This window comes from Luteolibacter sp. SL250, assembly GCF_026625605.1.
Lineage (GTDB): Bacteria > Verrucomicrobiota > Verrucomicrobiia > Verrucomicrobiales > Akkermansiaceae > Luteolibacter.
Genome location: NZ_CP113054.1, coordinates 2,334,703 through 2,357,573, shown reverse-complemented (window position 1 = coordinate 2,357,573; position 22,871 = coordinate 2,334,703). Strand labels below are relative to the sequence as shown.

At 62.5% G+C, this 22,871-nt stretch carries 18 protein-coding genes and 1 other RNA gene; 18 read left to right on the top strand and 1 reads right to left on the bottom strand.

Going from position 1 to position 22,871, the window contains the following annotated elements:
- Nucleotides 1-28: 28 nt before the first annotated feature.
- From OVA24_RS10420 to OVA24_RS10390, 7 genes are all read left to right on the top strand, one after another.
- The gene (locus tag OVA24_RS10420; RefSeq protein ID WP_267675175.1) at nt 29-922 is read left to right on the top strand and encodes a DUF58 domain-containing protein; all 894 of its coding nucleotides are present in this window, start codon (nt 29-31) and stop codon (nt 920-922) included.
- Between the two features lie 15 nt (nt 923-937).
- Entirely contained in the window at nt 938-2,929 is a 1,992-nt protein-coding gene (locus OVA24_RS10415; protein WP_267675173.1) for a BatA domain-containing protein, read from the top strand.
- 3 nt (nt 2,930-2,932) lie between these two features.
- Nucleotides 2,933-5,137, top strand: a complete 2,205-nt coding sequence (locus OVA24_RS10410) for a hypothetical protein (protein ID WP_267675171.1) — start codon at nt 2,933-2,935, stop codon at nt 5,135-5,137.
- Between the two features lie 57 nt (nt 5,138-5,194).
- Nucleotides 5,195-7,261: an alpha/beta hydrolase gene (locus OVA24_RS10405; protein ID WP_267675169.1), complete on the top strand. Its 2,067-nt coding sequence runs from the start codon at nt 5,195-5,197 to the stop codon at nt 7,259-7,261.
- A gap of 84 nt (nt 7,262-7,345) precedes the next feature.
- Nucleotides 7,346-7,948, top strand: coding sequence for a 3'-5' exonuclease (locus OVA24_RS10400; protein ID WP_267675167.1), 603 nt, complete (start codon nt 7,346-7,348; stop codon nt 7,946-7,948).
- A gap of 63 nt (nt 7,949-8,011) precedes the next feature.
- On the top strand, nt 8,012-8,452 hold the full coding sequence (mntR, locus tag OVA24_RS10395) for a transcriptional regulator MntR (protein WP_267675165.1): 441 nt from the start codon (nt 8,012-8,014) through the stop codon (nt 8,450-8,452).
- Nucleotides 8,453-8,456: 4 nt separating this feature from the next.
- Entirely contained in the window at nt 8,457-8,951 is a 495-nt protein-coding gene (locus OVA24_RS10390) for a GNAT family N-acetyltransferase (RefSeq protein ID WP_267675163.1), read from the top strand.
- Here the strand turns inward: OVA24_RS10390 and OVA24_RS10385 are convergent.
- Nucleotides 8,920-9,819: a helix-turn-helix transcriptional regulator gene (locus OVA24_RS10385; RefSeq protein ID WP_267675156.1), complete on the bottom strand. Its 900-nt coding sequence runs from the start codon at nt 9,817-9,819 to the stop codon at nt 8,920-8,922. The two genes, OVA24_RS10390 and OVA24_RS10385, sit on opposite strands and share 32 nt — an antisense overlap.
- Nucleotides 9,820-9,935: 116 nt before the next feature.
- Between OVA24_RS10385 and OVA24_RS10380 the strand changes: the two genes are divergently transcribed.
- From OVA24_RS10380 to ssrA, 11 genes are all read left to right on the top strand, one after another.
- Entirely contained in the window at nt 9,936-10,967 is a 1,032-nt protein-coding gene (locus OVA24_RS10380) for a TIM barrel protein (RefSeq protein WP_267675154.1), read from the top strand.
- Between the two features lie 154 nt (nt 10,968-11,121).
- The gene (locus OVA24_RS10375) at nt 11,122-11,955 is read left to right on the top strand and encodes a class I fructose-bisphosphate aldolase (RefSeq protein ID WP_267675152.1); all 834 of its coding nucleotides are present in this window, start codon (nt 11,122-11,124) and stop codon (nt 11,953-11,955) included.
- Between the two features lie 44 nt (nt 11,956-11,999).
- On the top strand, nt 12,000-13,373 hold the full coding sequence (locus tag OVA24_RS10370) for an FAD-binding oxidoreductase (protein ID WP_267675150.1): 1,374 nt from the start codon (nt 12,000-12,002) through the stop codon (nt 13,371-13,373).
- An 87-nt stretch (nt 13,374-13,460) separates the two neighbouring features.
- Complete coding sequence (locus tag OVA24_RS10365) at nt 13,461-15,500, top strand: autotransporter-associated beta strand repeat-containing protein (RefSeq protein WP_267675149.1); 2,040 nt, start codon at nt 13,461-13,463, stop codon at nt 15,498-15,500.
- 97 nt (nt 15,501-15,597) lie between these two features.
- The gene (locus OVA24_RS10360; protein ID WP_267675147.1) at nt 15,598-16,908 is read left to right on the top strand and encodes a (Fe-S)-binding protein; all 1,311 of its coding nucleotides are present in this window, start codon (nt 15,598-15,600) and stop codon (nt 16,906-16,908) included.
- Nucleotides 16,905-18,026, top strand: a complete 1,122-nt coding sequence (locus OVA24_RS10355) for a Gfo/Idh/MocA family protein (protein WP_267675145.1) — start codon at nt 16,905-16,907, stop codon at nt 18,024-18,026. Before OVA24_RS10360 ends, OVA24_RS10355 begins: the two co-directional genes overlap by 4 nt.
- Complete coding sequence (locus tag OVA24_RS10350) at nt 18,023-19,003, top strand: carbohydrate kinase family protein (RefSeq protein ID WP_267675143.1); 981 nt, start codon at nt 18,023-18,025, stop codon at nt 19,001-19,003. Before OVA24_RS10355 ends, OVA24_RS10350 begins: the two co-directional genes overlap by 4 nt.
- A 235-nt stretch (nt 19,004-19,238) precedes the next feature.
- Nucleotides 19,239-20,858, top strand: coding sequence for an FAD-dependent oxidoreductase (locus OVA24_RS10345; RefSeq protein ID WP_267675140.1), 1,620 nt, complete (start codon nt 19,239-19,241; stop codon nt 20,856-20,858).
- A 54-nt stretch (nt 20,859-20,912) separates the two neighbouring features.
- Nucleotides 20,913-21,524, top strand: coding sequence for a carbonic anhydrase (locus OVA24_RS10340; protein WP_267675139.1), 612 nt, complete (start codon nt 20,913-20,915; stop codon nt 21,522-21,524).
- Nucleotides 21,525-21,618: 94 nt separating this feature from the next.
- The gene (locus tag OVA24_RS10335; protein ID WP_267675138.1) at nt 21,619-22,419 is read left to right on the top strand and encodes a PEP-CTERM sorting domain-containing protein; all 801 of its coding nucleotides are present in this window, start codon (nt 21,619-21,621) and stop codon (nt 22,417-22,419) included.
- 56 nt (nt 22,420-22,475) lie between these two features.
- Nucleotides 22,476-22,833, top strand: a transfer-messenger RNA (tmRNA) gene (gene ssrA / locus OVA24_RS10330).
- Nucleotides 22,834-22,871 lie beyond the last annotated feature (38 nt).

The following is a 22,871-nucleotide window of genomic DNA, read 5'->3' as shown; positions in this document are numbered from 1 at the left end:
TTGATTTTTGTCCCTTGGTTCCAAAGAAGTGAAATACGACTTCCTCGACAACAACCTGCTCTCCCGTCTCGGCTCGCTGCCGATTGAGACGCGCGTGCCGATGATGGGGAATGTGGCGGGTAAGCACCGTTCGCCACACAGGGGATCGTCGGTCGAGTTCGCGGAGTACCGCAAGTATGTGCCCGGAGACGATACCCGGCGGCTGGACTGGAAGGCCTACGCGCGCTCCGACCGCTACTACATCAAGGAGTTCGAGGCGGACACGAACCTGCGCGCCTACTTCGTGGTGGATGCTTCCGGTTCGATGAAATTTTCCGGCGAAGCCGGGCCGAAGGTCCAGTATGCGAGGAAGATCGCGGCATCGCTCGCCTACCTGCTCGTCAACCAAGGCGATGCCGCCGGGCTTTCCATCTGCACGGACAAACTCCATCTGGAGGTGCCCCCCAGCCGTCGCCCGGCCCACCTCGAAAGGATGTTCCAGACCCTCTCATCGCTGGAGCCATCCGGAGAAACCGGCCTCATCGGCGCGCTGCACACCATCGCGGAAAAAATCAGCCAGCGAGCCTTCGTGGTCATCCTGTCGGACCTGTTCACCGATCCGGAGTCGCTCGGCGATGCCCTCCAGCATCTGCGCTACCGGAAGCATGACATCTCGGTTTTCCATCTGATGGATCCGCAGGAGATCGGCTTCAACTTTGACAGCCCGCGCCGGTTCGTGGATCTGGAGGATGGAACGGCCTTGGTCGCGGAACCGAACCTCATCGCCGACGAATACAAAGCCGCCCTCCGAGACTTCCTTACCGCAGTCCGTGCCAAGTGCCATGATGCGAACGCGGATTATCAGTTGGTGACGACGGATACTCCGTTGGAGCCGTTGCTGAGGGAGTTCCTCACAGCGCGCATCGTTCGTTCGAAGCACTAGATCTGGATCGAAGAGATGCTGTTCCTTTCTCCACTACTCCTCTGGTTCCTCGCGGCCGCTGCGGTCCCGATCGCGATCCACCTGCTGAACCGCCGCCGCCACAAGACAATCCAGTGGGCGGCGATGCAGTTCCTGCTGAAGGCGACGCGGGAGAGCCGGGGGAAGAAGAAGCTGCGCCACATCCTGATCCTGACCTGCCGGGCACTGGGGATCGCTGCGCTGGCGCTGGCGGCGGCGCGCCCCATCGCATCCAACCTGATGGGTTGGGGCGGCGGCACGGTGAATACGGTGGTGTTGGTGCTCGACCGGTCCGCGTCGATGGAGTCCAGCCCTGGAGACGGTCTTTCACCGCGCCGCCAGCTTGTGCTGGAGCAGGTGCGGGGGGCGCTGAAGGACATCGGCTCGCCACGGCTGGTGTTGATTGACTCCGCCAGCGGCAGCCCCCAGGACGTCCCTTCAGCGGAGGTGCTGCCTGAGCTTTCATCCACCGCGGCGACGGACAGCGCGGCGGACTTCCCCTCCCTGCTCGCCAGTGCGGCGGAGTTCCTGTCAGAGACCCCGGGGCGCTCGGAGATCTGGCTGGCGTCCGATCTCCAGTCATCGAACTGGAAAGCGGACGACGAACGCTGGGCGGCGGCCCGGGCAAGCATCGCCAGCCTTCCCCAGAAGCCCGCCATCCGGGTGATCTCCCTTTCCGGCACCACGTCCCCGAACAATGCCCTCCGCTTGCTGGGTTCGCGGCGGACGGGAGATGAACTGACGCTGGATCTGGAGATCCTGCGGCCGGAAAATGCACGGGGCACGGCGAACATCCCGCTGACGACGAATCTCGATGGCGGCACCACCACGGAGACCCTCACCATCCCGGGGCAGGCGTTCCGTTTCCAGAAGAGAATCCCCCTGTCCGCGGACAGCGCCACCGGCCACGGGCATCTGTCCATCCCGGGCGATGGCAACCCGAGGGACAATGTGGCGTTCTTTGCCTACGGGCCTTCGCGTCCGGTAAAGTCGCTGGTGGTGGGTGCTCCCGGCGAGGCGGCGGACTACCTGATGCTGGCCGCCGCCCCCCCCGGGTTCGGCACCCAGTCAGCGGAGTTCATCCCACCTGCACAGGCGGCTGCGGTTTCCACGAATGATCTGGCGGCCATCCTGTGGGCAGCCCCCTTTCCTACCGGAGCCAACGCGGAGTGGCTCAACCGCTTCCTGACCGCAGGTGGACAGGTGCTTTTCCTTCCGCCCGGCGAGGCGTCCACAGCACCGTTCCTCGACCTGAAATGGTCGCAGCCCACCGAGGCGGAGCGTGGGAAATTCCTCATCCTCCAGGACTGGAACCATACGGACGGCCCGCTCCGCGACGGCATCGACGGAACTCCTATCCCTGCGGAACGGATGAAAGCCATCCGCAGGCAGATCCCGCTCGGTGATGCCGCGCCGCTGGCGAAGTGGGAAGACGGTGAGCCTTTCCTGTCCCGCCGTGTGGTGGATCGTGGCACGGCTTGGTTCCTCGGCTCCACACCGGACTACACCTGGTCCAACCTGGGCGATGCGGATGTGCTTCTGCCCGTGGTCCAGCGCATCGTCACCGCTGGGGCGGACCGCTTCGACGCTTCCTATCTCGACACGGTAGGAGGCGACCAGACACGGGCCCTCCCCGGTGAAGCCCGCACGCGGCTGGACCGCTACGGCGAACCGGATCCGGCGAACGCCGCTTATGAAGCAGGCGTTCATCGCCTCGGCTCCCGCCTGCTGGCCGTCAACCGCCCGCTCGCGGAAGATGAGCCGGAAATGCTCAGCCGCGAGCAACTCGACGCCACCCTGGACGGAACCCGCTACACCCTGCTCGACCACGCAGGCCAGGCAACAGAGGCGGATCTTTCCCGGGATCTCTGGCGGCCATTCCTCATCACCGTGATCTTTTTCCTGATCGCGGAGGCGCTCCTGTCACTGCCGAAGAAACATCCGGCATCCCCCCTTCCATCCGGCTCGTCGAAGTCCACCCCCGCCTGATCCTTGCTCCACCTTTCTCCAACCCCTGTCACCCTTGTCCTCGGGACCATCACGCTGATCGTGGTGGCGGTGCTGTGTGTCGTCTCATTCCGGCGGAGCCCCCATCCACGCCGGACGTTCGCCCTGGAATCCCTCCGTTTCGTGATCGCGTCCATCATCGTGGTCCTGCTTTGGCAGCCTGAGTGGCGCGTCACCCTCAATCCGGACGCAAAGCCCGCGATCGCCATCCTGTGGGATGATTCCAAGTCGATGACCACCGTCGACGCCGCCCTCCCCCCCTCGCTGTCGCCCAAAGGCGAGATCGTATCGAGGGCGGAACTGGTGGGCAGAACCCTCGCATCGGATCTCTGGAAGCCGCTCGCATCCGACGGTCGGAACGAAATCATCACGCTGCCATTCGCCAGCCCGCCGGAGGATACCAGCGTGCTGACAGGCACTGATCTGGAAAGTCCGCTGTCCGACCTGCTGGAGAAGCAAACCAACCTGCGGGCGGTGGTCATGCTCAGTGACGGCGACTACAATGTGGGACAGCCACCGGTCGCAGCGGCGCAAAAGATGCGGCTGCGGGGCGTGCCGCTTTTCTCCATTCCGGCGGGCAGCCAGACACGGCTTCCGGATCTGGACCTGCTGGCGGTGACGGCACCGTCCTATGGCATCGTCGGGGAGAACGTGCAGATTCCCTTCACCTTCCGTTCATCCCTGGACCGTCCCGTGCGGACTCTGGTCCGGTTGCGGGATGATACCGGGAGGGAAAGGACCAAGGACATCGTCATCGCTCCGAATGCCGAGACGTACGAGTCCATCCTCTGGCGCCTGGAGAAGGAAGGTTCCTCCACGCTGGAACTGAGCATCCCGGTGGCGGACGGCGAGCTGGTGCCCACCAACAACAGCCGGAAATTCACCATTTCCGGAAAGCCGGAAAAGATCCGTGTGCTGGTGATCGAGACCCTGCCCCGCTGGGAGTTCAGGTTCCTGCGGAATGCCCTTTCACGCGATCCGGGGGTGGAGCTTTCGTGCCTTCTTCTCCATCCACAGTTCGGTCCGGCGGCGGGGTTGCACTACATCGACAAGTTCCCGGAGAAGGTCGAGGACCTGGCGAAGTTTGACGTGATCTTCCTCGGGGATGTCGGCGTGGCGGCGGGCCAGCTCACCACGGAGCAGTGCACCCTGATGAGGGGGCTGGTGGAGAACCAGGCTTCCGGCATCGTCTTCCTGCCAGGACCACAGGGCAACCAGTTCACCCTGCTGGACACGGACCTTTCCGACCTCATGCCCGTCACGCTGGATGACGCGGCGAAGCAAGGCGTGCCGGAGGGCATCGCGTCGCCGCTGAACCTGACGACGGAGGGCCGCGCCTCACTGTTAACCATGCTGGGAAACACCGAGGAAGAGAATCCGGCGATCTGGAGACAGCTACCGGGCTTTTTCTGGCATGCACCCGTCATCAAGGCGAAGGGCGGCACGGAGGTGCTGGCCGTGCATGGCAACCGCCGGGGCAAGTTCGGCCCCATCCCGCTGCTGGTCACGAAGGCGGCGGGCAGCGGCAAGGTGCTGTTCATGGGCATCGACTCCGCATGGCGCTGGCGGCGTGGTGTGGAGGATCTCTATCACTACCGCTTCTGGGGCCAGGTCGCGCGGTGGATGTCCTACCAGCGGAACATGGCGGCGGGCCAGCGGGTGAGGATGTTCTTCCACCCGGAACGGCCGGAGCCCGGCGCGACTGTCACGCTCAATGCGAACGCCTTCGACCCGAATGGGGCGCCGCTCAAGGATGGCACCGTATCCATCGACATCACCGCACCGGACGGACGGACGGAACGGACGGAGCTGCAGAAGAATGACTCCGCTTGGGGCGCATTCAACGGACGGTTCAAGATCACCCTTCCCGGCGAATGGAAGCTCCGGGCCGCCGCCAGCGGAGCGGAGGACAAGCCAGTGGAAACCGTGATCCTCGCCCAAGGCACCGAAATCGAGAAAACCGGACAGCCCGCCCGCCCGGAGGTTCTCGAGGAAATGGCGAAGGTCTCACGTGGCCGGGTGATCCAGCCGGACCAACTGCCGGAACTCATCAAGGAAATCACCGCACTGCCGGAACCGCGACCTCTGGAGAAACGGATGCCCCTGCTGTCCCACTGGGCGACGCTGGCCGCCATCGTCGTACTGCTCGGCATTTTCTGGACCGGACGCAAGTTTAACGGAGCGTTCTGACCGTTTTGCGTCATCTTCCGACATTGCATCCCCGGGCATGGTTCATAGGATGGCGGGATGCGTCCCGATGGCATTCTTCTCCCGCTGCTCCTCGCCGGAGCCGGCATCATCGCTCTGGCGGCTCCTGAAAAGCCCGCTCCCCCGGATTCCTTCGACCGCCAGCTTGAAGCTGAGGTTCTGAAAATCGAACGCCGGGCCGCGGAGGAACCCACCGACAAAGAATCGTGGCTGGCGGGCCAGAAAGAATCCCGCCGCCAGTTGGCGGAGATGCTGGGACTGGACCCGATGCCGCCGAAAAGCGACCTGCAGGCGACCAAAACGGGAGAGTTCGAACATGAGGGGATCGTGGTGGAGAACCTCCATTTCCAATCCCTGCCAGGACTCTATGTGACGGCGAATTTCTACCGGCCGAAGGAGGTCACCGAAGCCCTTCCCACGGTCCTCTATTTCTGCGGCCACTCGGACAAAATCAAAAACAAGATCAGTTACGGGAACAAGGCGGGGTATGAACATCACGGCGTGTGGTATGCCAAGAATGGCTTCACCTGCCTGGTCATCGACACCGTCCAGCTCGGGGAGATCAGGGGCGCCCATCACGGAACGTACCGGATGGACCGCTGGGACTGGATTTCCCGTGGATACACCCCGGCTGGTGTGGAAGCTTGGGCGGGCATCCGGAGCATCGACTACCTGCTGACTCGTCCGGAGGTGGATGCGAAGAAGATCGGCGTGACAGGGCGGAGCGGCGGCGGTGCTTACTCCTGGTGGGTGGCGGCACTCGATGAACGGGTGGCGTGTGCCGCGCCTACAGCGGGCACCACCACGCTGCGTGACCATGTGGTCCGCAAGTGCGTCTATGGACACTGCGACTGCATGTTCATGGTGAACGGCTACCAGTGGGACTACGACCGTGTGGCCTCCCTTTGCGCTCCCCGCCCCCTGCTGATCGTCAACACGGACAAGGACCCCATCTTCCCCATCGACGGGGTGTACGACATTTTCCGCAGGACGCGGGAAGTCTATGGGATGCTCGATGCCGGCGACAACCTGGGGCTGCATGTGGCGGAAGGCCCTCATGAGGACGTCCAACCGCTCAACACCGGGGAGTTCCACTGGATGCTGCGGCATCTGAAAGGGGAACCCGCCAAGGCGACCTACGACGGGGCGGCGGTGAAATCCATCCCGATGGAAAAGCTGCGGGTGTTCGACAAACTGCCGGAGGACCAGAAGAACACGACCATCGACGAATCGTTCGTTCCGCTGGCGAAAGCTCCTTCACCGGAAGAATGGGCAACCGCAAAGCCGGGCCTGATGAAGACCCTGAGTGAGAAGGTATTCGCAAGCTGGCCGGAGACCGCCGCACCCCACATGGAGCCAGTGGGGAAAGCCATCTTGGGTGGGATCACCGCGGAAAAGCATACCCTCCGTCCATTGGGGAAAGACACGGAACCCGCGCTCGATCTTTATCTGTTCCGGAGGGATGGAACTGACGGCAAACGTGTCGCGCTCCACATTCTCGACAGCAAAGGATGGGAGGAGTTTGAAGGAAAATATGGTCCGTCATTTCCTTCGTTGTTTGCCGGCAGGGAAAAGGATAGCGCCAAATCCCCGGTGGTGGAATTGGGAGGAAAAGAAAGCAGCCTGGCGTTTCTCTGCCCCCGCGGTGAGGGCCCGCATCGAAAAATGGGAACGGAGAAAGACCAGATCCATCTCCGCAGGAGCTTCTATCTCACAGGTGCGACGCTGGAATCCTGGCAGATATGGGACATCCGCGCGGCGGTGAACCGGCTGCGATCCATGACTGGCTCCGGAGATGCGACGGTCCTGATCGATGCTTCCGGGGCACAGGCCGTGAATGCGATCCATGCCTCATTGTTCGAGCCGGGTGTAAGCCATCTCGATCTCCGGAACGTCCCTCCATCCCATCTGGACAAAGCGGCGCCCGCCTATCTGAACGTCCTGAAATACCTGGATATCCCGACGGCAGCGGCGATGGCCGCCGGGGCTCGTGATGTGAAGATCCGCACGACCGATCCCGACGGATGGAAAGTCGCGGTGGCTTTGGCCGGTGACGGAGGAAATGGAAAACATCGGCTGGAAGTCCTCCCGAATCCGAAAGATTGATGGCCTTGTGATGCGGCATTGCGGCGGGCTTTCAATTTAGCCTGTTCCGGTGAGCGACATGCCGCCATCGTTGCCGCCCGCTTCATGCTGATCCGTGATCTGACATTCACCGCCATCGACTTCGAGTCCGCGGGAACCGCCCGTGGCCAGACGGATGCGCCGATCCAAATCGGCATCGCCTCTTGGTCCGTGGCCGGGGAGCACCACAATCCCTTCGTTTCCTACCTGCACACGGACCAACCGATCCATTGGTCCGCGCAGAAGGTGCATGGCATCACACCCGCGCATCTGGCGGACGCCCCCACCCTGCTTTCGCTCTGGCCGGAGCTGAAATCCCGGCTGGGAGGAGCGGTGATCGTCGCCCACTCGAAGGGCACGGAAAAGAGATTCCTCCGCACCTTTCCCGGCCATGGCTTCGGGCCGTGGATCGACACCCTGCACCTCGCGCGCGCTGCCTGGCCGGAGCTGGCAAAGCACTCGCTCGGCAATCTGTGTGACGAGCTTGGCATCACCGGAACTGTCCGCCCGTTGGTGCCGGACAAGAACTGGCATGACGCTTTGTTCGATGCGGTTGCCTCGCTCGCGGTGCTTTCCCACCTCATCCGGCTGCACGATCTGGAGGAGCATCCGGTGGAGGCGTTGCTGCATCCTGACACCTCCCGTTGGCACCGTTCCCGGCGTGGCTGACGGGATGGGTTTCCGCCGAAACGTCTTTGCGTCCCGGGCTTCCGCCGTTAGAGTTGCCCGCCCATGACACAATCACCCCGGCGCACCAGCGGCTCCGTCGCAATGGACGACTACCTCGAACAGATCCTCCACCTGATCGAAGAAAAGGGATATGCGCGCGCGGTGGATGTGTCGAAGAACCTCGGCATCTCCCAGGCCAGTGTCACCAACATGCTCCAGCGGCTGGATGCGGAGGGACTGGTGAAGCACGAGAAATACCGTGGTACCGTCCTCACAGAGGAGGGGCTGCGGATTGCCAAGGCCATCGTCGAGCGGCACGAGACGCTCACCCGCTTTCTGCGGTTGTTCGGAATCGACGAGGAAACCATCTACCACGATGTGGAGGGGATGGAGCATCATGTTTCCCGGCCTACGCTCAATGTCATCCGTGCGCTGGCGGAGACACTGGAACAGGATCCCGATCTATTGAAGCGGATCTCGAAGAAATGTGGGAGCGGCAAGTGAGGCGATGATCGTCCGCCGTCTGATACCCGGCGAAGGGGCGCTCTACCGCGAGGCGAGGCTGCGTTCCCTGCTGGACTCACCCGAAGCATTTGCCACCACCCATGAGGCAGCATCCCAGAGAGATGCCGCGAGCTGGGCCGCGCAGGCAGACTCCTCCGCCACCGGCGGCGACCGCGCCACCTTCATCGTCCCCGGTGACCCGCCACTCGGCCTGGCTGCCGTCTATCGTGACACGGACCATCCATCCGAAGGTGAGCTGCTGCAGGTCTGGATCTCACCGGAACTCCGGGGCGGCGACACCGCCCTCCGCCTGATGGACACAGTCTGGAGCTGGGTGATGGAGAACGGATTCAGCCTGATCCGCGCCGAGGTGAAGACCGGCAATTTGCGGGCGTTGCGTTTTTACGAAAAGTATGGGTTCCACCCCACGGAAGACAAACCGTGCGCCGACGACAGCGTGATGCTGGTCAAGCCGGTGCGGACGCCGTCCGCTTCCTGAACTCCCGGGGGCTGCATCCCTTTTCACGACGGAACAGCCGGTTGAAAAAAGAGATTTCCCCGAAGCCGCAATTCAGCGCGATCTCAGTGACGGAGCGTTCCGTCTCCAGAAGTTCCGCGCAGGCGGCCTGCAGCCGCAGCTTGTTCACAAACTCGCTCACGGTCCGGCCCGCGTGTTCCTTGAACTGGCGGGCGAAGGTCGGGCGGCTCATGCCGGTGAGCTTCAGCAGATCCTCCATGCGGATCTCCCCACGAAAATGGCCGACCACATGCCGCACAGCCGCAGCAATTGCTGCCTGATGCCTGGATCCGGACAGGCCGAACGACCGCGACGAAAGGATCTCCCGGTGCCGTTCCGGCATGTCGGCGATGACCGAGAAAATCCCGATCAACCGTGAGAGCCGCTCTCCGGCCTTCACGCCGGTCATTCCTTCGAGGATCCCCCCTACCCGCGTGGCGGTGGTGCCTTTCAGACGGAAGCCACGCTCTGCCTTGCCAAGCAGATCTTTGGTGGCCGCCAGTTCGGAAAACTCCCATACCGGATGGGTCGCGGGGAAATGCCACTGGATGGAGGTTCCGGCACTCCCACCGGGGGCATGCCAGTAGTGGGGCAGGTTGCTGCCCAGAAGGACCAGCTCCCCCGCTCCGAATTCACCGATGTGATCCCCCACAAACCGGGTGCCTTTCCCCGCCGTGAAGTGGGTGAGTTCCATCTCCACATGGTGGTGCCAGTGCACGCCCTCCCCTCCGATCCGTTCACTCGTTCCATCCGGCTGTATCGAGTCCACTTCCCGCAGGTTCCGGGTCCAGCAGATGGTCCGGAATGCCTGTCCCGCCGGAGGATCAATGGTTTCACGGAGGCCTTTCACCGGCACTTTCATCGCACCATTCCCCCATCCCAACAATCCAATTTGAGACAATCATCCCATAAATTGAGCCTCCGCGCGTAGAAAAGCGCCGCATTCCATGCATGATGGATCCAACTATGAGCACGCAAACCCAATACCGGTTCTCCTTTGGTCCATGGAACATCAGCGAAGGCGGCGATCCTTTCGGCCCGGACTCCCGCCCCGTGTTTCCGCATGAGGAAAAGTTCGCGCTCTACCGCCCGCTGGGATTCGAGGGCGTGCAGTTCCATGATGACGATGTGGTTCCGGGAATCGATGGGCTGAGCGCGTCGCAGATTTCCGCGAAGGCCTCGGAGGTGAAGGCCATGCTGGACAACCAGGGTCTGACTCCCGAGTTCGTCGCACCGCGCCTGTGGTTCGCGGATGAGACGGTGGACGGCGGCTACACCTCCAACAGCGCGTCCGACCGTGCGTATGCCTGGGACCGCACGAAGAAGACCATCGACATCGCCAACGCCATTGGATCGAAAGCCATCGTCCTGTGGCTGGCCCGTGAAGGTTCCTACATCCGCGAGGCGAAGGATGCGAAGCTGGCCTACCAGCGAATCCTTGAAACGATCAACAACGTGCTGGAATACGACAAGGACATCGAGATCTGGATCGAGCCGAAGCCGAATGAACCGACCGACCAGGCGTATGTGCCCACCATCGGCCACGCCATCGCGCTTTCCTATGCCTCCACGGACCACAAGCGGGTGAAGGGCCTGATTGAGAGCGCCCACGCCATGCTCGCCGGTCTGGACGCCAGCGATGAGATGGCCTTCGCGCTCGCGCATGACAAGCTGGGCAGCGTCCACCTCAACGACCAGAACGGCCTGAAGTATGACCAGGACAAGAACTTCGGTTCCGCGAACCTCCGCGCCGCTTTCAACCAGGTGCGGGTTTTGGAAGAGTCCGGCTACGACGCGTTCGTCGGGCTCGATGTGAAAGCCATCCGCACGCAGAAGGGCAGCCCGGTCACCGACCACCTGAAGAACTCCCGGGAGATCTTCCTCCACCTGGTCGCGAAATACCGGGCGATGGACAAAGGACTGGTCCAGCAGTTCCGCGATGCGCGGGACTATGAGGCGCTGGAACTCTACATCATCCGCCATCTGCTGGGCATCTGACGCCCGGCCGGCGGAGCCGGTGACCGCGATGGATGGAACGCATGTTTTCGATCCATTTCGTCCGCAATTCGATCCGTCCTGCGGTTATCCTTCCAACCTCTCCGGAGAATCCCAATATTCCAGCGACGTCCGTAGAGCGCCGTTCTTACTTTCCATGAAATCCTACCGTCTCAACCGCCTTTTCAACCCGAAGTCGAACCGCTGTTTCGATGTCGCCGTGGACCACGGTTTCTTCAACCAGCCCGGATTCCTCCAAGGCATCGAGGACATCCGCAAGGCCATCGACATCCTCGTCGATGCGAACCCGGACGCGATCCAGCTCACTCTGGGCCAGGCGCGCCACCTACAGTCCATCCCCGGCAAGCAGAAGCCCGCGCTGGTGCTGCGGACCGATGTGGCGAATGTCTATGGCAAGGAACTCCTTTCGAGCAGCTTCAGCCTGATGATCGAGGAAACGATGCTCCAGGCGGTGCGCAATGACGCCGCCTGCGTGTGCGTGAACCTCTTCCAGATCCCCGGCGCGCCGGAGGTCCACCAGCAGTGCGTGGAGAACATCCTCCGCCTGAAACCACAGGCGGACTACTACGGCATGCCGATGATGGTGGAGCCGCTGGTTTTCCAACCGAACGAGATCGCAGGCGGCTACATGGTGGATGGTGACCTGACGAAGATCACCCACCTGGTCAGGCAAGCGGTGGAGCTGGGGGCGGATGTGATCAAGGCGGACCCGACCGCGGATGTTTCCGAATACCACAAGGTCATCGAGGCCGCGGGAGGCATCCCGGTGCTGGTCCGTGGCGGTGGCCGCGTGAGCGACCGGGAGATCCTCCAGCGCACCCACGAACTCCTGCAACAAGGAGCCAGCGGCATCGTCTATGGACGGAACGTCATCCAGCACCCGAATCCGAAGGGCATCGTCGCGGCACTGATGGCGATGGTGCATGATGATGCGGACGTGGACGCGGCGGAGAAATTGATTAACGGATGACATCCCCGGGAACCGGGGTTTCTTTTCACTCTCCGAACCGATTCATGCACCCGCTCGCCAGACAACTTGCCGCCATCACCGGAGCAGGCAACGTCCTCACGAAAACCGAGGACCTGATCCCCTATGGCTTCGATGGCACGGCGGCGCTGAAAGGCGGCGCGGGAGTCGTGGTCTTTCCGCAGGACACCGAGCAGGTCGCGGCGTGCGTGAAACTGGCGGCAGCGGAGGGCATCCCCATCGTCACCCGCGGATCAGGCACGGGGCTGAGTGGCGGCAGCGTGCCATCTCCCGATGCCATCGTGCTGTGCACGGTGAACATGGACCGCATCCTGGGAGTGGACCCGAAGAACCTCACGCTCCGCGCCCAGCCCGGCGCGATCACCCAGAAGATCGACGAAGCGGCGGCGGCCCACGGGCTTTTCTATCCTCCCGATCCGGGATCGATGAAGATCAGCACCATCGGCGGGAATGTGGCCGAGAACTCCGGCGGGCTGCGTGGCCTGAAATACGGCGTGACCCGCGACTATGTGATGGGGCTGGAGGTGGTGCTTCCCTCCGGGGAGATCGTCCGGCTCGGCAATGCGTGCGTCAAAGATGTGGCCGGCTATTCGCTGAAAGATCTTTTCATCGGCTCCGAGGGCACACTGGGCATCATCACGGAGGTGCTCCTGAAGCTGCTCCCCCGGCCTGCGGCGCGCCGCACCATGCTGGCGACCTATGGCAGGATGGAGGACGCTGCGGAGACGGTGTCCGCCATCATCGCGGAGAAGATCATCCCCTGCACTTTGGAATTCCTCGACCGGATGACCATCCGCTGCGTGGAGGACTATGCGAAGATCGGCCTTCCGCTCGATTGCGAGGCGCTCCTGCTGATGGAGACGGACGGCCATCCCGCCGCGGTAGAGGATGAGGCCGCGCAGATGGCCGCCATCGCCCGCAGCCATGGGGCCCGCGAAGTCGTCACCGCAAAGGACGAGGCGGAATCCCTCAAGCTTGCTTCCGCACGGCGCAGCGCGTTTTCCGCCCTCGCACGCGTCCGCCCCACCACCATCCTGGAGGACGTCACCGTCCCACGCAGCCATCTCGCGGAGATGGTCGCCTTCATTTCCGCAACCGCTGCGGAGCACCAGCTCATCTGCGGAACCTTCGGACACATGGGTGATGGCAATCTCCACCCGACTTTCCTGACCGACGAGCGGGATCCGGACGAGATGCACCGGGTGCATCTGGCCCTTGATGCCATCGTCCGGAAGACCCTGTCGCTTGGAGGCACCATCACCGGCGAACATGGCGTGGGTCTGGCAAAGAAGCCCTGGCTCAGGCAGCAGGTCGGCGACAACAGCATCGACCTCATGCGTCTCATCAAAAGGTCACTCGACCCCGGTTCCCTCCTCAATCCAGGCAAGATCTTCGATTAAAACGGATTGATGCCTCTAACAACTCGACAAACCACCCGCAAGTTCCCCGAATTGCTTGAGCAACAAATCCATTGCTCATCCAGACCCATGCAAATTTTTCCCCGGAAGCCCGATTTCATCGCCCCTTTGTCCGCCGCAGGATTCCTCGCCGGATCAACCTTGGTCCATGCAGCCCCATTCCTCTGGGACGGGAGTGACAGCAACGACTGGACGAATGGCGCGAACTGGAACGGTGGCGCGGTGCCATCCGGAGCGGATATCCGGATCAATGTGGGAGCTGCGGGTGCAACGAACATCGACTGGGATCACCGGCTGGTCTATTCCGCGGCCGAGGGGGAGATGAGTCTGGGTGGACCAGGCATCCGCGGACTCTTCATCGGAAACGGTTCCGGCACCGTAGGCAACATGGAGATCACCGGCGGCATCTTCAACAGTGTGGGTACGGACGCGGACGGCATGAGCAATGGCGGCGGAAATGCGACACTGGTCCTCAATGGAGGGGAATACCGGAAGACCGTCGGCGACAATGCGGGAGGAACCTTTTACCTGAATTTCGGCTCCGGCACCTCCCTGCTCGACATCAACGCAGGCTTGTTCGCCGTGAACCGGCTGGATCTCCAGGGAGACAACACCGTGGATTCCTCCACCAGCGGGGTGATCCGCCTCGACGGAGGGACCCTCTCGGTCGGCCGGATCCTGAAATCCAACTCCACCAGCACCCATGACATCTTCCTGAACGGAGGCACCATCCAGTCACGGATCAACAACGTCACCTGGGCAGACCTCACCAACGTGTCCTGGACATTGCAGAGCAACTCCACCTTCGAGATCAACCACACCGTCACGTTGGCCGAAGCTCTCTCCGGTACCGGCGGCATCAACAAAACCGGCACCGGCAGTTTCACCTTGTCCGGAGCGAACTCCTACACGGGGATCACCGACGTCAGCGGATCCGGCGCATTGGTCATCGCGCACAACAGCGCTCTCGGGGCGTCGGGCGCAGGCAACGGAACCACTGTCGCCAGCGGTGCTAGAGTCGTCCTGGCCGATGGCGTCACCGTCAGCGGGGAATCCATCACCATCGCAGGCGACGGTGCCGCCGGCAGTTTCGGCGCGTTGCGGGTGGGCTCAAATTCGACGGCCACCTGGGACGGTGCCATCACCACCTCGGGCTCAGCGGCGCGCATCGGATCGCAGTTCGGCGGAAATCTCATCGTCAAAGGCAACATCGACGCTTCCGCGGGCACCCTCACCATCCGGACAGAAGGCAGCGACACCAGCGACAACTTTGACACCACGATGGTCACCCTCGAGGGGACTTACACCGGTGGCCAGCTCACGGTTTTCCAAGGCGTCGTGAAACTCGGGGCTTCAGAACGCATCGACAATTCCACGGTGATCCAACTGGGCACCACCGCCGCAGCAACCCTCCGGCAGAGGTTCGACCTCAACGGTTTCAACGAGACGGTCAACCGGATCACTGTAAGCGGCAGCGCCGCCAGCAGCACGCACGAGATCACCAACTCCTCGGCCACGACCAGCACGCTGACGATCAACCCCACCATCAACACCACGTTCTCCGGCATCGTCACCGGCAACCTGTCCATCCGGAAGGAAGGAACCTTTTCGCAATCCTACTCCGGCATCAACACCTACACGGGAGACACGATTGTCAACGGGGGCACCCTCAATGTCACCACCACCGGTGAACTCAATGGCGGCGGATCGACCCTGGTCGCCAGCGGAGCCACCTTCAACCTCCTCGGGACCTATCTCTTCAACATCGGTGCGGATGGCGACAGCAACAGCATTTCCGGTGATGGCACATTGAACCTCACCGGCACGCTCAACCTCAACCTCACCGCCGCCGCGCTCGCCAATGGGAATTCATGGCAGATCGTGGATGCAGGAGGGTCGATCGACTGGACCGGCGCGAAAGTCACCAGTACTTCCGGCGACTTCGAAAGAGACTCCGGACTCTGGACCCTGCTTGACGGCGACAACGAATGGCGTTTCAGCGAAAGCAGCGGGATCCTCGAACTCACCATCGTTCCAGAGCCAAGCCACACCATCCTGTTTCTCGCCGGACTCGCCGGTTGCGCGGTCCGCCGGCGCAGATCGGTGTGATGCTGTTCGGGAACCGGGAGGGACACCCCCTCCACATCCGCAGATATGATCCAGTGAACTCCGCGTCCGTCCCCGGACGTCCGGCGCTCGATGTCACATGCCCCAGAATCTCCACCAACTCGACTACTCCATCCTGCAACAGTGCATGCACTGTGGCATGTGCCTGCCGACCTGCCCCACGTACGACACCACAAAGCGCGAGCGCAACAGCCCGCGCGGCCGGATTTCCCTGATGCGTTCCATCGCCGACGGAGACCTGGCGGTCACCGAGAGTTTCGCCGATGAAATGTCATACTGTCTGGGCTGCCTGGCTTGCCAGACCGCCTGTCCCGCCGGGGTTGACTACGCCACGCTGTTCGAAACCTCACGCGCCCACATCGAGTCCGCCCAGGTCAACGATGGCGCAGGGCGCACATTCTGGCGGACCCTCACGCTCGAGATCCTTTTCACCCGCCCACGCCTCCTCCGCCTCACCGGCAGGCTCCTCCACCTCGCCCAGACTCTGAAGCTCGACCAACTCTTCACGCCCCTCCTCCCGGCAAACCTCCGCCGCCTCGCCCCGCAGGCACCACGGATCGCGGAGAAATTCTCCGACGACCTTATCAGGGAACGTGAGTATCCCGGGACCGCGCCGAAGCACAAGGTCGCGCTGCTCACCGGCTGCATCCAGGACCTTGCCTATTCCAACATCAACCGGGACACCGCCGATGTGCTTCTCGCCAACGGATGTGAAGTCCACACTCCCGCGGTCCAGCCTTGCTGCGGTTCCCTCCATTCCCACAACGGCGCACAGGAGATCGCGGAGGAACTGGCACGCCGCCTCATCGATCTCATTCCGCCGGATCAATATGATGCCATCATCACCAATGCCGGCGGATGCGGGTCCCATCTGAAGCACTACACCCATTTGCTGGAGCATGATCCCACCTACGCCGCGAAAGCCGCGCTGTGGGATGCCAAAGTGCAGGACATCCACCAGTTCCTCGCGGGAACCGATCCGCGCCCTCCCCACGCCTCCCCCTTCGCCGCCCCCACCATCGTCACTTACCACGATTCCTGCCACCTCGCCCACGGGCAGAAGGTGGCCCTGCAACCGCGCGCGATCCTTTCCCTCATCCCCGGCCTTCTGGTGAAGGAACTGCCGGAAGCAAACTGGTGCTGCGGCAGTGCCGGGGTCTATACCATCACCCAGCCGGAGGAGTCGAAGCGACTGCTCGACCGCAAGGTGGCGAACATCCGCTCGACGGGTGCCACCGTGTTGGCAACCGCGAATCCCGGCTGCCATCTGCAGATCGTCAACGGGCTGAAAGCGGAGGGCGTCGCCATGGAGGTGGTGCATCCGATTTCCCTCCTGGCCTCCGCGTATCGGGCGGAATCCATCCCTATTCATTCCACAGAACTCTCATGAAACAGATCAAGATCGGCATCATCGGTGGCGGCCTCATGGGCCGCGAGATCACCAGCGCGTTCGCCCGCTGGTGCGCGCTCACGGACGTCACCGTGCAACCCGTCCTCACCGCCGTGGCGGACCTCAACCCCGCGACGCTGGAGTGGTTCAGGAACATCCCGACGTGCAGCCAACTGGTGACGGACTACCATGAGCTGCTGGCCAACCCGGAGATCGAGGTGGTCTATGTCGCGGTCCCCCACCATCTCCATGAAACGATCTATCTGGACGTGCTGGAGGCGGGCAAAGACCTGCTGGCGGAAAAGCCCTTCGGGATCGACCTGGCGGCGGCCGAGAACATCCTGGCTGCGGTGAAGGAAAGCGGGTGCTTTGTCCGCTGTTCCTCGGAGATGCCCTTCTTTCCCGGAGCGCAGCGTGCGCTGGAGATCGCGCGGTCCGGCGGGATCGGCAGGATCCTGGAAGTCGTCTCCGGCTTCCACCACAGCAGCGACCTGGATCCGACAAAAGCGGCGAACTGGAAGCGCATCAACGCGACCTGCGGCGAAGGCGGCGTGCTGAATGACCTGGGTATGCATGCCTGCCACCTGCCACTCCGCCTCGGCTGGAATCCCACGAAGCTCTTCGCCCAGCTCCAGAAGGGCTACCCGCAACGACCGGATGGCAAGGGCGGCACCACGCAGTGCGACACCTGGGACAACGCCCTCCTCCACTGCTGGACCCACATCGGGGAGGACGAGGTCCCGCTGCGGCTGGAGATGAAACGCCTGGCCCCCGGCGCGACGAACACCTGGTTTATCGAGATCCTCGGCACGAATGGCGGCGTCCGCTATTCCACTGCGGAGCCGAAAACACTGTGGATGTTCGAGCGCGGCAAGGAGCAATGGTGGAAGCGGACCGATCTCGGCTTCGGCACACCGTTCAAGACGGTCACGGGCGGCATCTTCGAGCCGGGTTTCCCCGATGTCATCCAGCAGATGTGGGCCGCCTATCTGGAGGAACGGGAAGGCAACCTCAACGGACGATTCGGCTGCGCGACTCCGGAGGAAGCCGTGGCCAGCCACCGGATCTTCGCCGCCGCCCTGGAATCCCACGAGAAAGGAACCGTCACCCGCCCATGAAACGCCACGGCATCCTCACGGCGGGAAACTTTCTCGTCGATTACATCAAGCTCATCGACGACTACCCGACGGAAGATATGCTCGCCATCATCCGCTCCCAGACGCGGTCGAATGGCGGCGGTCCCTACAACATGGTGAAGAACCTGGCCCGGATGAAGGTGGACTTCCCCATCCAGGCCGCCGCCCTGCTGGGAGATGATGACAACGGACGCTGGATCCTCGATGACCTGCAGGCGGACGGCATCGACACCACCTTCGTCCATTTCACCGGAGAACGTGGCACTTCCTTCACGGATGTGATGTGCAACCAGAAGAACGGCCGCCGGACTTTCTTCCATGATCCGGGCACCAACGCGCTGTTCGACGGCGACCAGATCGACTTCACCTCCACGTCCGCGAAGATCCTCCATCTGGGGCTGCTGATGATCCTGGAAAAACTGGATTCGTTCGCCGATGACGGGGAAACTCTCGCCGCGCATCTGCTCGCCCGCGCGGGGCAAGCGGGCCTGGTCACCAGCATCGACCTGGTGAGCACGGAGCATCCCCGCTTCCGGGACATCGCCCTCAGCTCGCTGCGGCACACGGACTACGCCATCATCAATGAACTGGAGGCGTCGCGGGTGCTGGGACGCTCCATCCCGGCGGACTCGGAAACGGATCTTGCAGATGCCACCGCGGAACTCATTTCCCTCGGAGTGCGCCGCGCGGCAGTGATCCACACGGCATGGGGTGGGTTCCTCACCACTGCGGAAGGCAGCTTCGTCTCCCGCCTTTCACCGAAGCTGCCGGACGGCTACATCCGCGGGGCGAACGGCGCGGGAGATGCCTTCGCTACCGGCTTTCTGTATGGCATTCATGAGGACTGGACGTTGGAGGAATGCCTGCGGATGGCCATCGGCGCGGCGACCGCCTGCCTTTCGGATCCCACGCCCTCCAACGGCCTGCGACCGGTGGAGGAGTGCCTGCAGCTGGTGTAAAGTAAGGAGGGTGGACATTGCGGCAAAGCCGCGATGTCGGCTTTGCTTCCATTCCTGTCCACCGACTGCAACCGGAACACGGAGCAAAGCCACTCCACCACAGATCCTCTCCGTCCTGAATCACCAATGCCGTTGAAGGACAAGGGTGTCCTTCCTCCTTACTCCCGATAGATTGAAATTTGCGGAGCCGGGACGCGTATCGGAAAACCGCAGCTTCGAAACCCACCCATCCGGAATGACCCGCCACATTTTCCTCACCGCAGCCCTCCTCCTCCCCCTGCAAGCCGCAGAGCACTCCGCCGACATCTGCATCTACGGGGGAACCAGCGCCGGAGTGGTCGCCGCCGTCCAGGGAACGAAAATGGGCAAGTCCGTCATCCTGCTGGAACCCGGCCAACACCTCGGCAGCATGGCCAGCGAGGGCCTCGGCGGAACCGACATCGACAACCACGGCCCGTTCCAGAACAGCCCGGCCGTGGGCGGACTGGCATTGGATTACTATCGCCGGATCGCAAAAGCCTATGGACGGGAGGAACCGTTCGAAGAGATGCTCCGGGCCAAGACCAAGAAAAAGGAACTGTGGCGCTTCGAGCCGCATGTCGCAGAGAAAGTTTTCGACGAATGGGCGGCGGAGGCGAAAGTGAAAGTCATCCGCGGGGCGCGCCTGGCCGATGAGGGGGCCGCCGTGAAGGATGGAGCCGCCCTGACGTCCGTCCGCACCGTTTCCGGGGACACGGTGAGTGCCAAAGTTTTCATCGATGCGACCTATGAAGGCGACCTTCTGGCCGCCGCCGGCGTCACCTGCACCGTGGGTCGCGAAGGCAACACGAAGTATGGGGAGACTCTCAACGGGATCGTCACGACCACGAAGCACAGCCAGTTCGAGAAAAAGATCGATCCCTACAAGACGCCCGGAGATCCGGCTAGCGGCCTGATCTTCGGAGTGAGCGACGAGGCGCTGGGCGAACATGGCGCACCCAGTCCGGCGATCCAGGCGTTCGCGTTCCGCAACAACTTCACCAAGGATCCCGCCCTCCGGATCCCCTTCGCGAAGCCGGACAATTATGACGTCACGAAATACGAACTCCAGCGCCGCTTTCTGGAGGCCGGAGGCAATGTCGGCGCGCCGAACCCCGCCCTGCCCACCGGAAAGACGGACCCCGGCGGCTGGCACCACCTCACCGGCAACATGCCGAACTGGAACCACGGCTACCCGGCGGCCTCCCACGCCGACCGGCAGAAGATGCTGAAGGACAGCCTGGACTACATCAAGGGCCTCTGCTGGTTCCTGGCCAACGATCCCGCCGTCCCGGAAAAGACCCGCATGATCTGGTCCCAATGGGGTACCGCCAAGGATGAGTTCACCGACAACGATGGTTGGCCGCGCACTTTCTACGTCCGGAATGGCCGCCGGATGGTCTCGGATTTCGTCCTCATCGAGCAACACGGTACCAAGACCAACACCCTGCCGGTGGAGGATTCCGTCGCCATGGTCTGGTGGCCGCACGACCTCCACAATGCCCGCCGGATCGTGAAGGACGGCTTTGCCTGGAATGAGGGAGCCGTCTTCGGCGGCACCAACTGGATCCCTTTCGGGGTGCCCTACCGCAGCCTCTACCCGAAGGCAACGGAATGCAGCAACCTGTTGACCCCCACCTGCCCTTCCTCCTCCTATGTTGCCTACGGTGCCTACCGCATCGAGTTCACCTTCATGGCCGCCGCACAGGCCACCGCCACCGCCGCGGCCATCGCCATCGATGACAAGCAGGCCGTGCAGAAAGTGGACTACACGAAACTCCGGGAACGGCTGCTGGCGGACGGGCAGGTCATTGCCATCCCGGAAGGTACTTTCTGATCCGCGCATTCGTCATCGACTCCCGCCCGTATAGGTCCTTCAATCCCGCCGGGCATGGACACGCTGAAACAACTCCTCGACAACAACCGCAACTGGGCGGACTCCGTCATCAAGGCTGAGCCGGACTTTTTCTCCCGCCTGGCGAACCAACAGACCCCCGAGTATCTGTGGATCGGGTGTTCCGACAGCCGCGTCCCGGCCAACCAGATCACCGGGTTGGCTCCGGGAGAGGTGTTCGTCCACCGGAACGTGGCCAACGTGGTCGCGGAGACGGATTTCAACGTGCTGGCCGTGCTCCAGTACGCCGTGGATGTCCTGAAAGTGAAGCACATCCTCATCGTCGGCCACTACGGCTGTGGCGGGGTGAAGGCTGCGCTGGAAAACGTGCGCCACGGCATCATCGACAACTGGCTGGCCCCCATCCGCTCGCTCCGGAGGCTCTACAAGGAAGAGCTGGAAGGCCTTTCCCCGGCGGATGCCCTCGACCGCCTGTGCGAGTACAACGTCCTCCACCAGGCGAAACACGTCGCACGCACCACCATCCTGGAAGATGCCTGGGCACGGGGACAGGAGATCGCCATCCATTCCTGGATCTACCGCCTGGATACGGGCCGGATTTCCGTGCTGTCGGACGCGATCAAGGCACCGATGGATCCGAACATTTGATCGACAACCCTCAGATCCACAGTTAGAACCGGTCGATGGCCCGGTCTGGTGACCTATTGGAGCCGCAATCAATCGTCATTTTCCATCTGTCGCCGTGAAACCATCGTTCATCTTCGCATGCGCCTCCCTCCCCGTGATCTGCGGCACCGTCCACGGTGCCACGGTCACAGGCTCCTACACCATCGCTCCGAACGATGCCAGCACGCCTCCACACGTGATGCCATCGGGACCGGATACGGATTGGGCCTATTGGACCCGCGGCAACGGCCTCACCTCCGGGCCGCTGGCCGCCACCAACAGCAGCTTTACGGGCCCCCGGAATTTTGAGCTTTCCACCCTGAACGGTGGTTCGCTGCGCGGTCCCGCAAACACAACGACCGGGGCGCCGGTGAGCTTCTTCACTTACGACAACGGAACCTCTCCGACTGAACCGGATGCCGGCACCAGCACCACCTACCGGCCCACGGGGATTTTCAACAGCCAGCTGGGCCCGAATGGTACCGGAACCTCCAATCCTTCCGGAGCCGGCATCCAGACCACGCTCAGCGGATTTCCGAGCCAGAGCCTGATCAGCGTATGGGTCTATAATTTCAGCGCCCAAGGCACCTTTGAAGTCTTCATCAATGGCACCCTGAGTTACACGGAAACCGTAGCGATCCCTTCCGCAAATCCGTCGGATGGAAAAGCCGCCTACCTTTTCAGCCTAAATTTCACCCCGGACACCACTACGGATGAAGTGAATATCCGTTACAGGATGACCGACCGTCTTTCCACGGATGCCAACGCCCACGTCGGCCTCCAGGCGATCACCATTTCCCCGATCCCTGAACCCGCTTCGCTGGCCATGCTCTTGCTGGGAACCGGGACCCTGGGGTTCCGCCGCCGGAGGATCTGAATAAAGGGCCTTGCGGATTGTCATTTCCGTGGCACATTTCCCCTGACTCAGTGTCAGGGGGCGTTCTGGTTTCGACGGGATGTTCGACGCGCTGGTTGCACGTGGAGGTTGAACGGCTGGCCTCCTAAAAAGCCGCTCAAAACAAATAAATGCAGACTCTAACGAGCTCGCACTGGCCGCTTAATTGACGACCACGCCTGAACCCCGACACCTGCTGAGGGGAACGGCGACTACCCAGCAGGCTGGATGGGAAACCGGGGAACCGGGTTTCCCATCGAGATCAAACAGGTTCCTAGGGAGGACAACGCCGCATGTGGGCCCAGTCCGACCGAAACTCCAGACCGCATGCTAAACGTGTAGATGCCTGTGCTGATGATGTTCCGGACAGGGGTTCGACTCCCCTCGCCTCCACCATTTTTTCCTGAAATGCCCCTGCAAGTCAGGGGCATTTT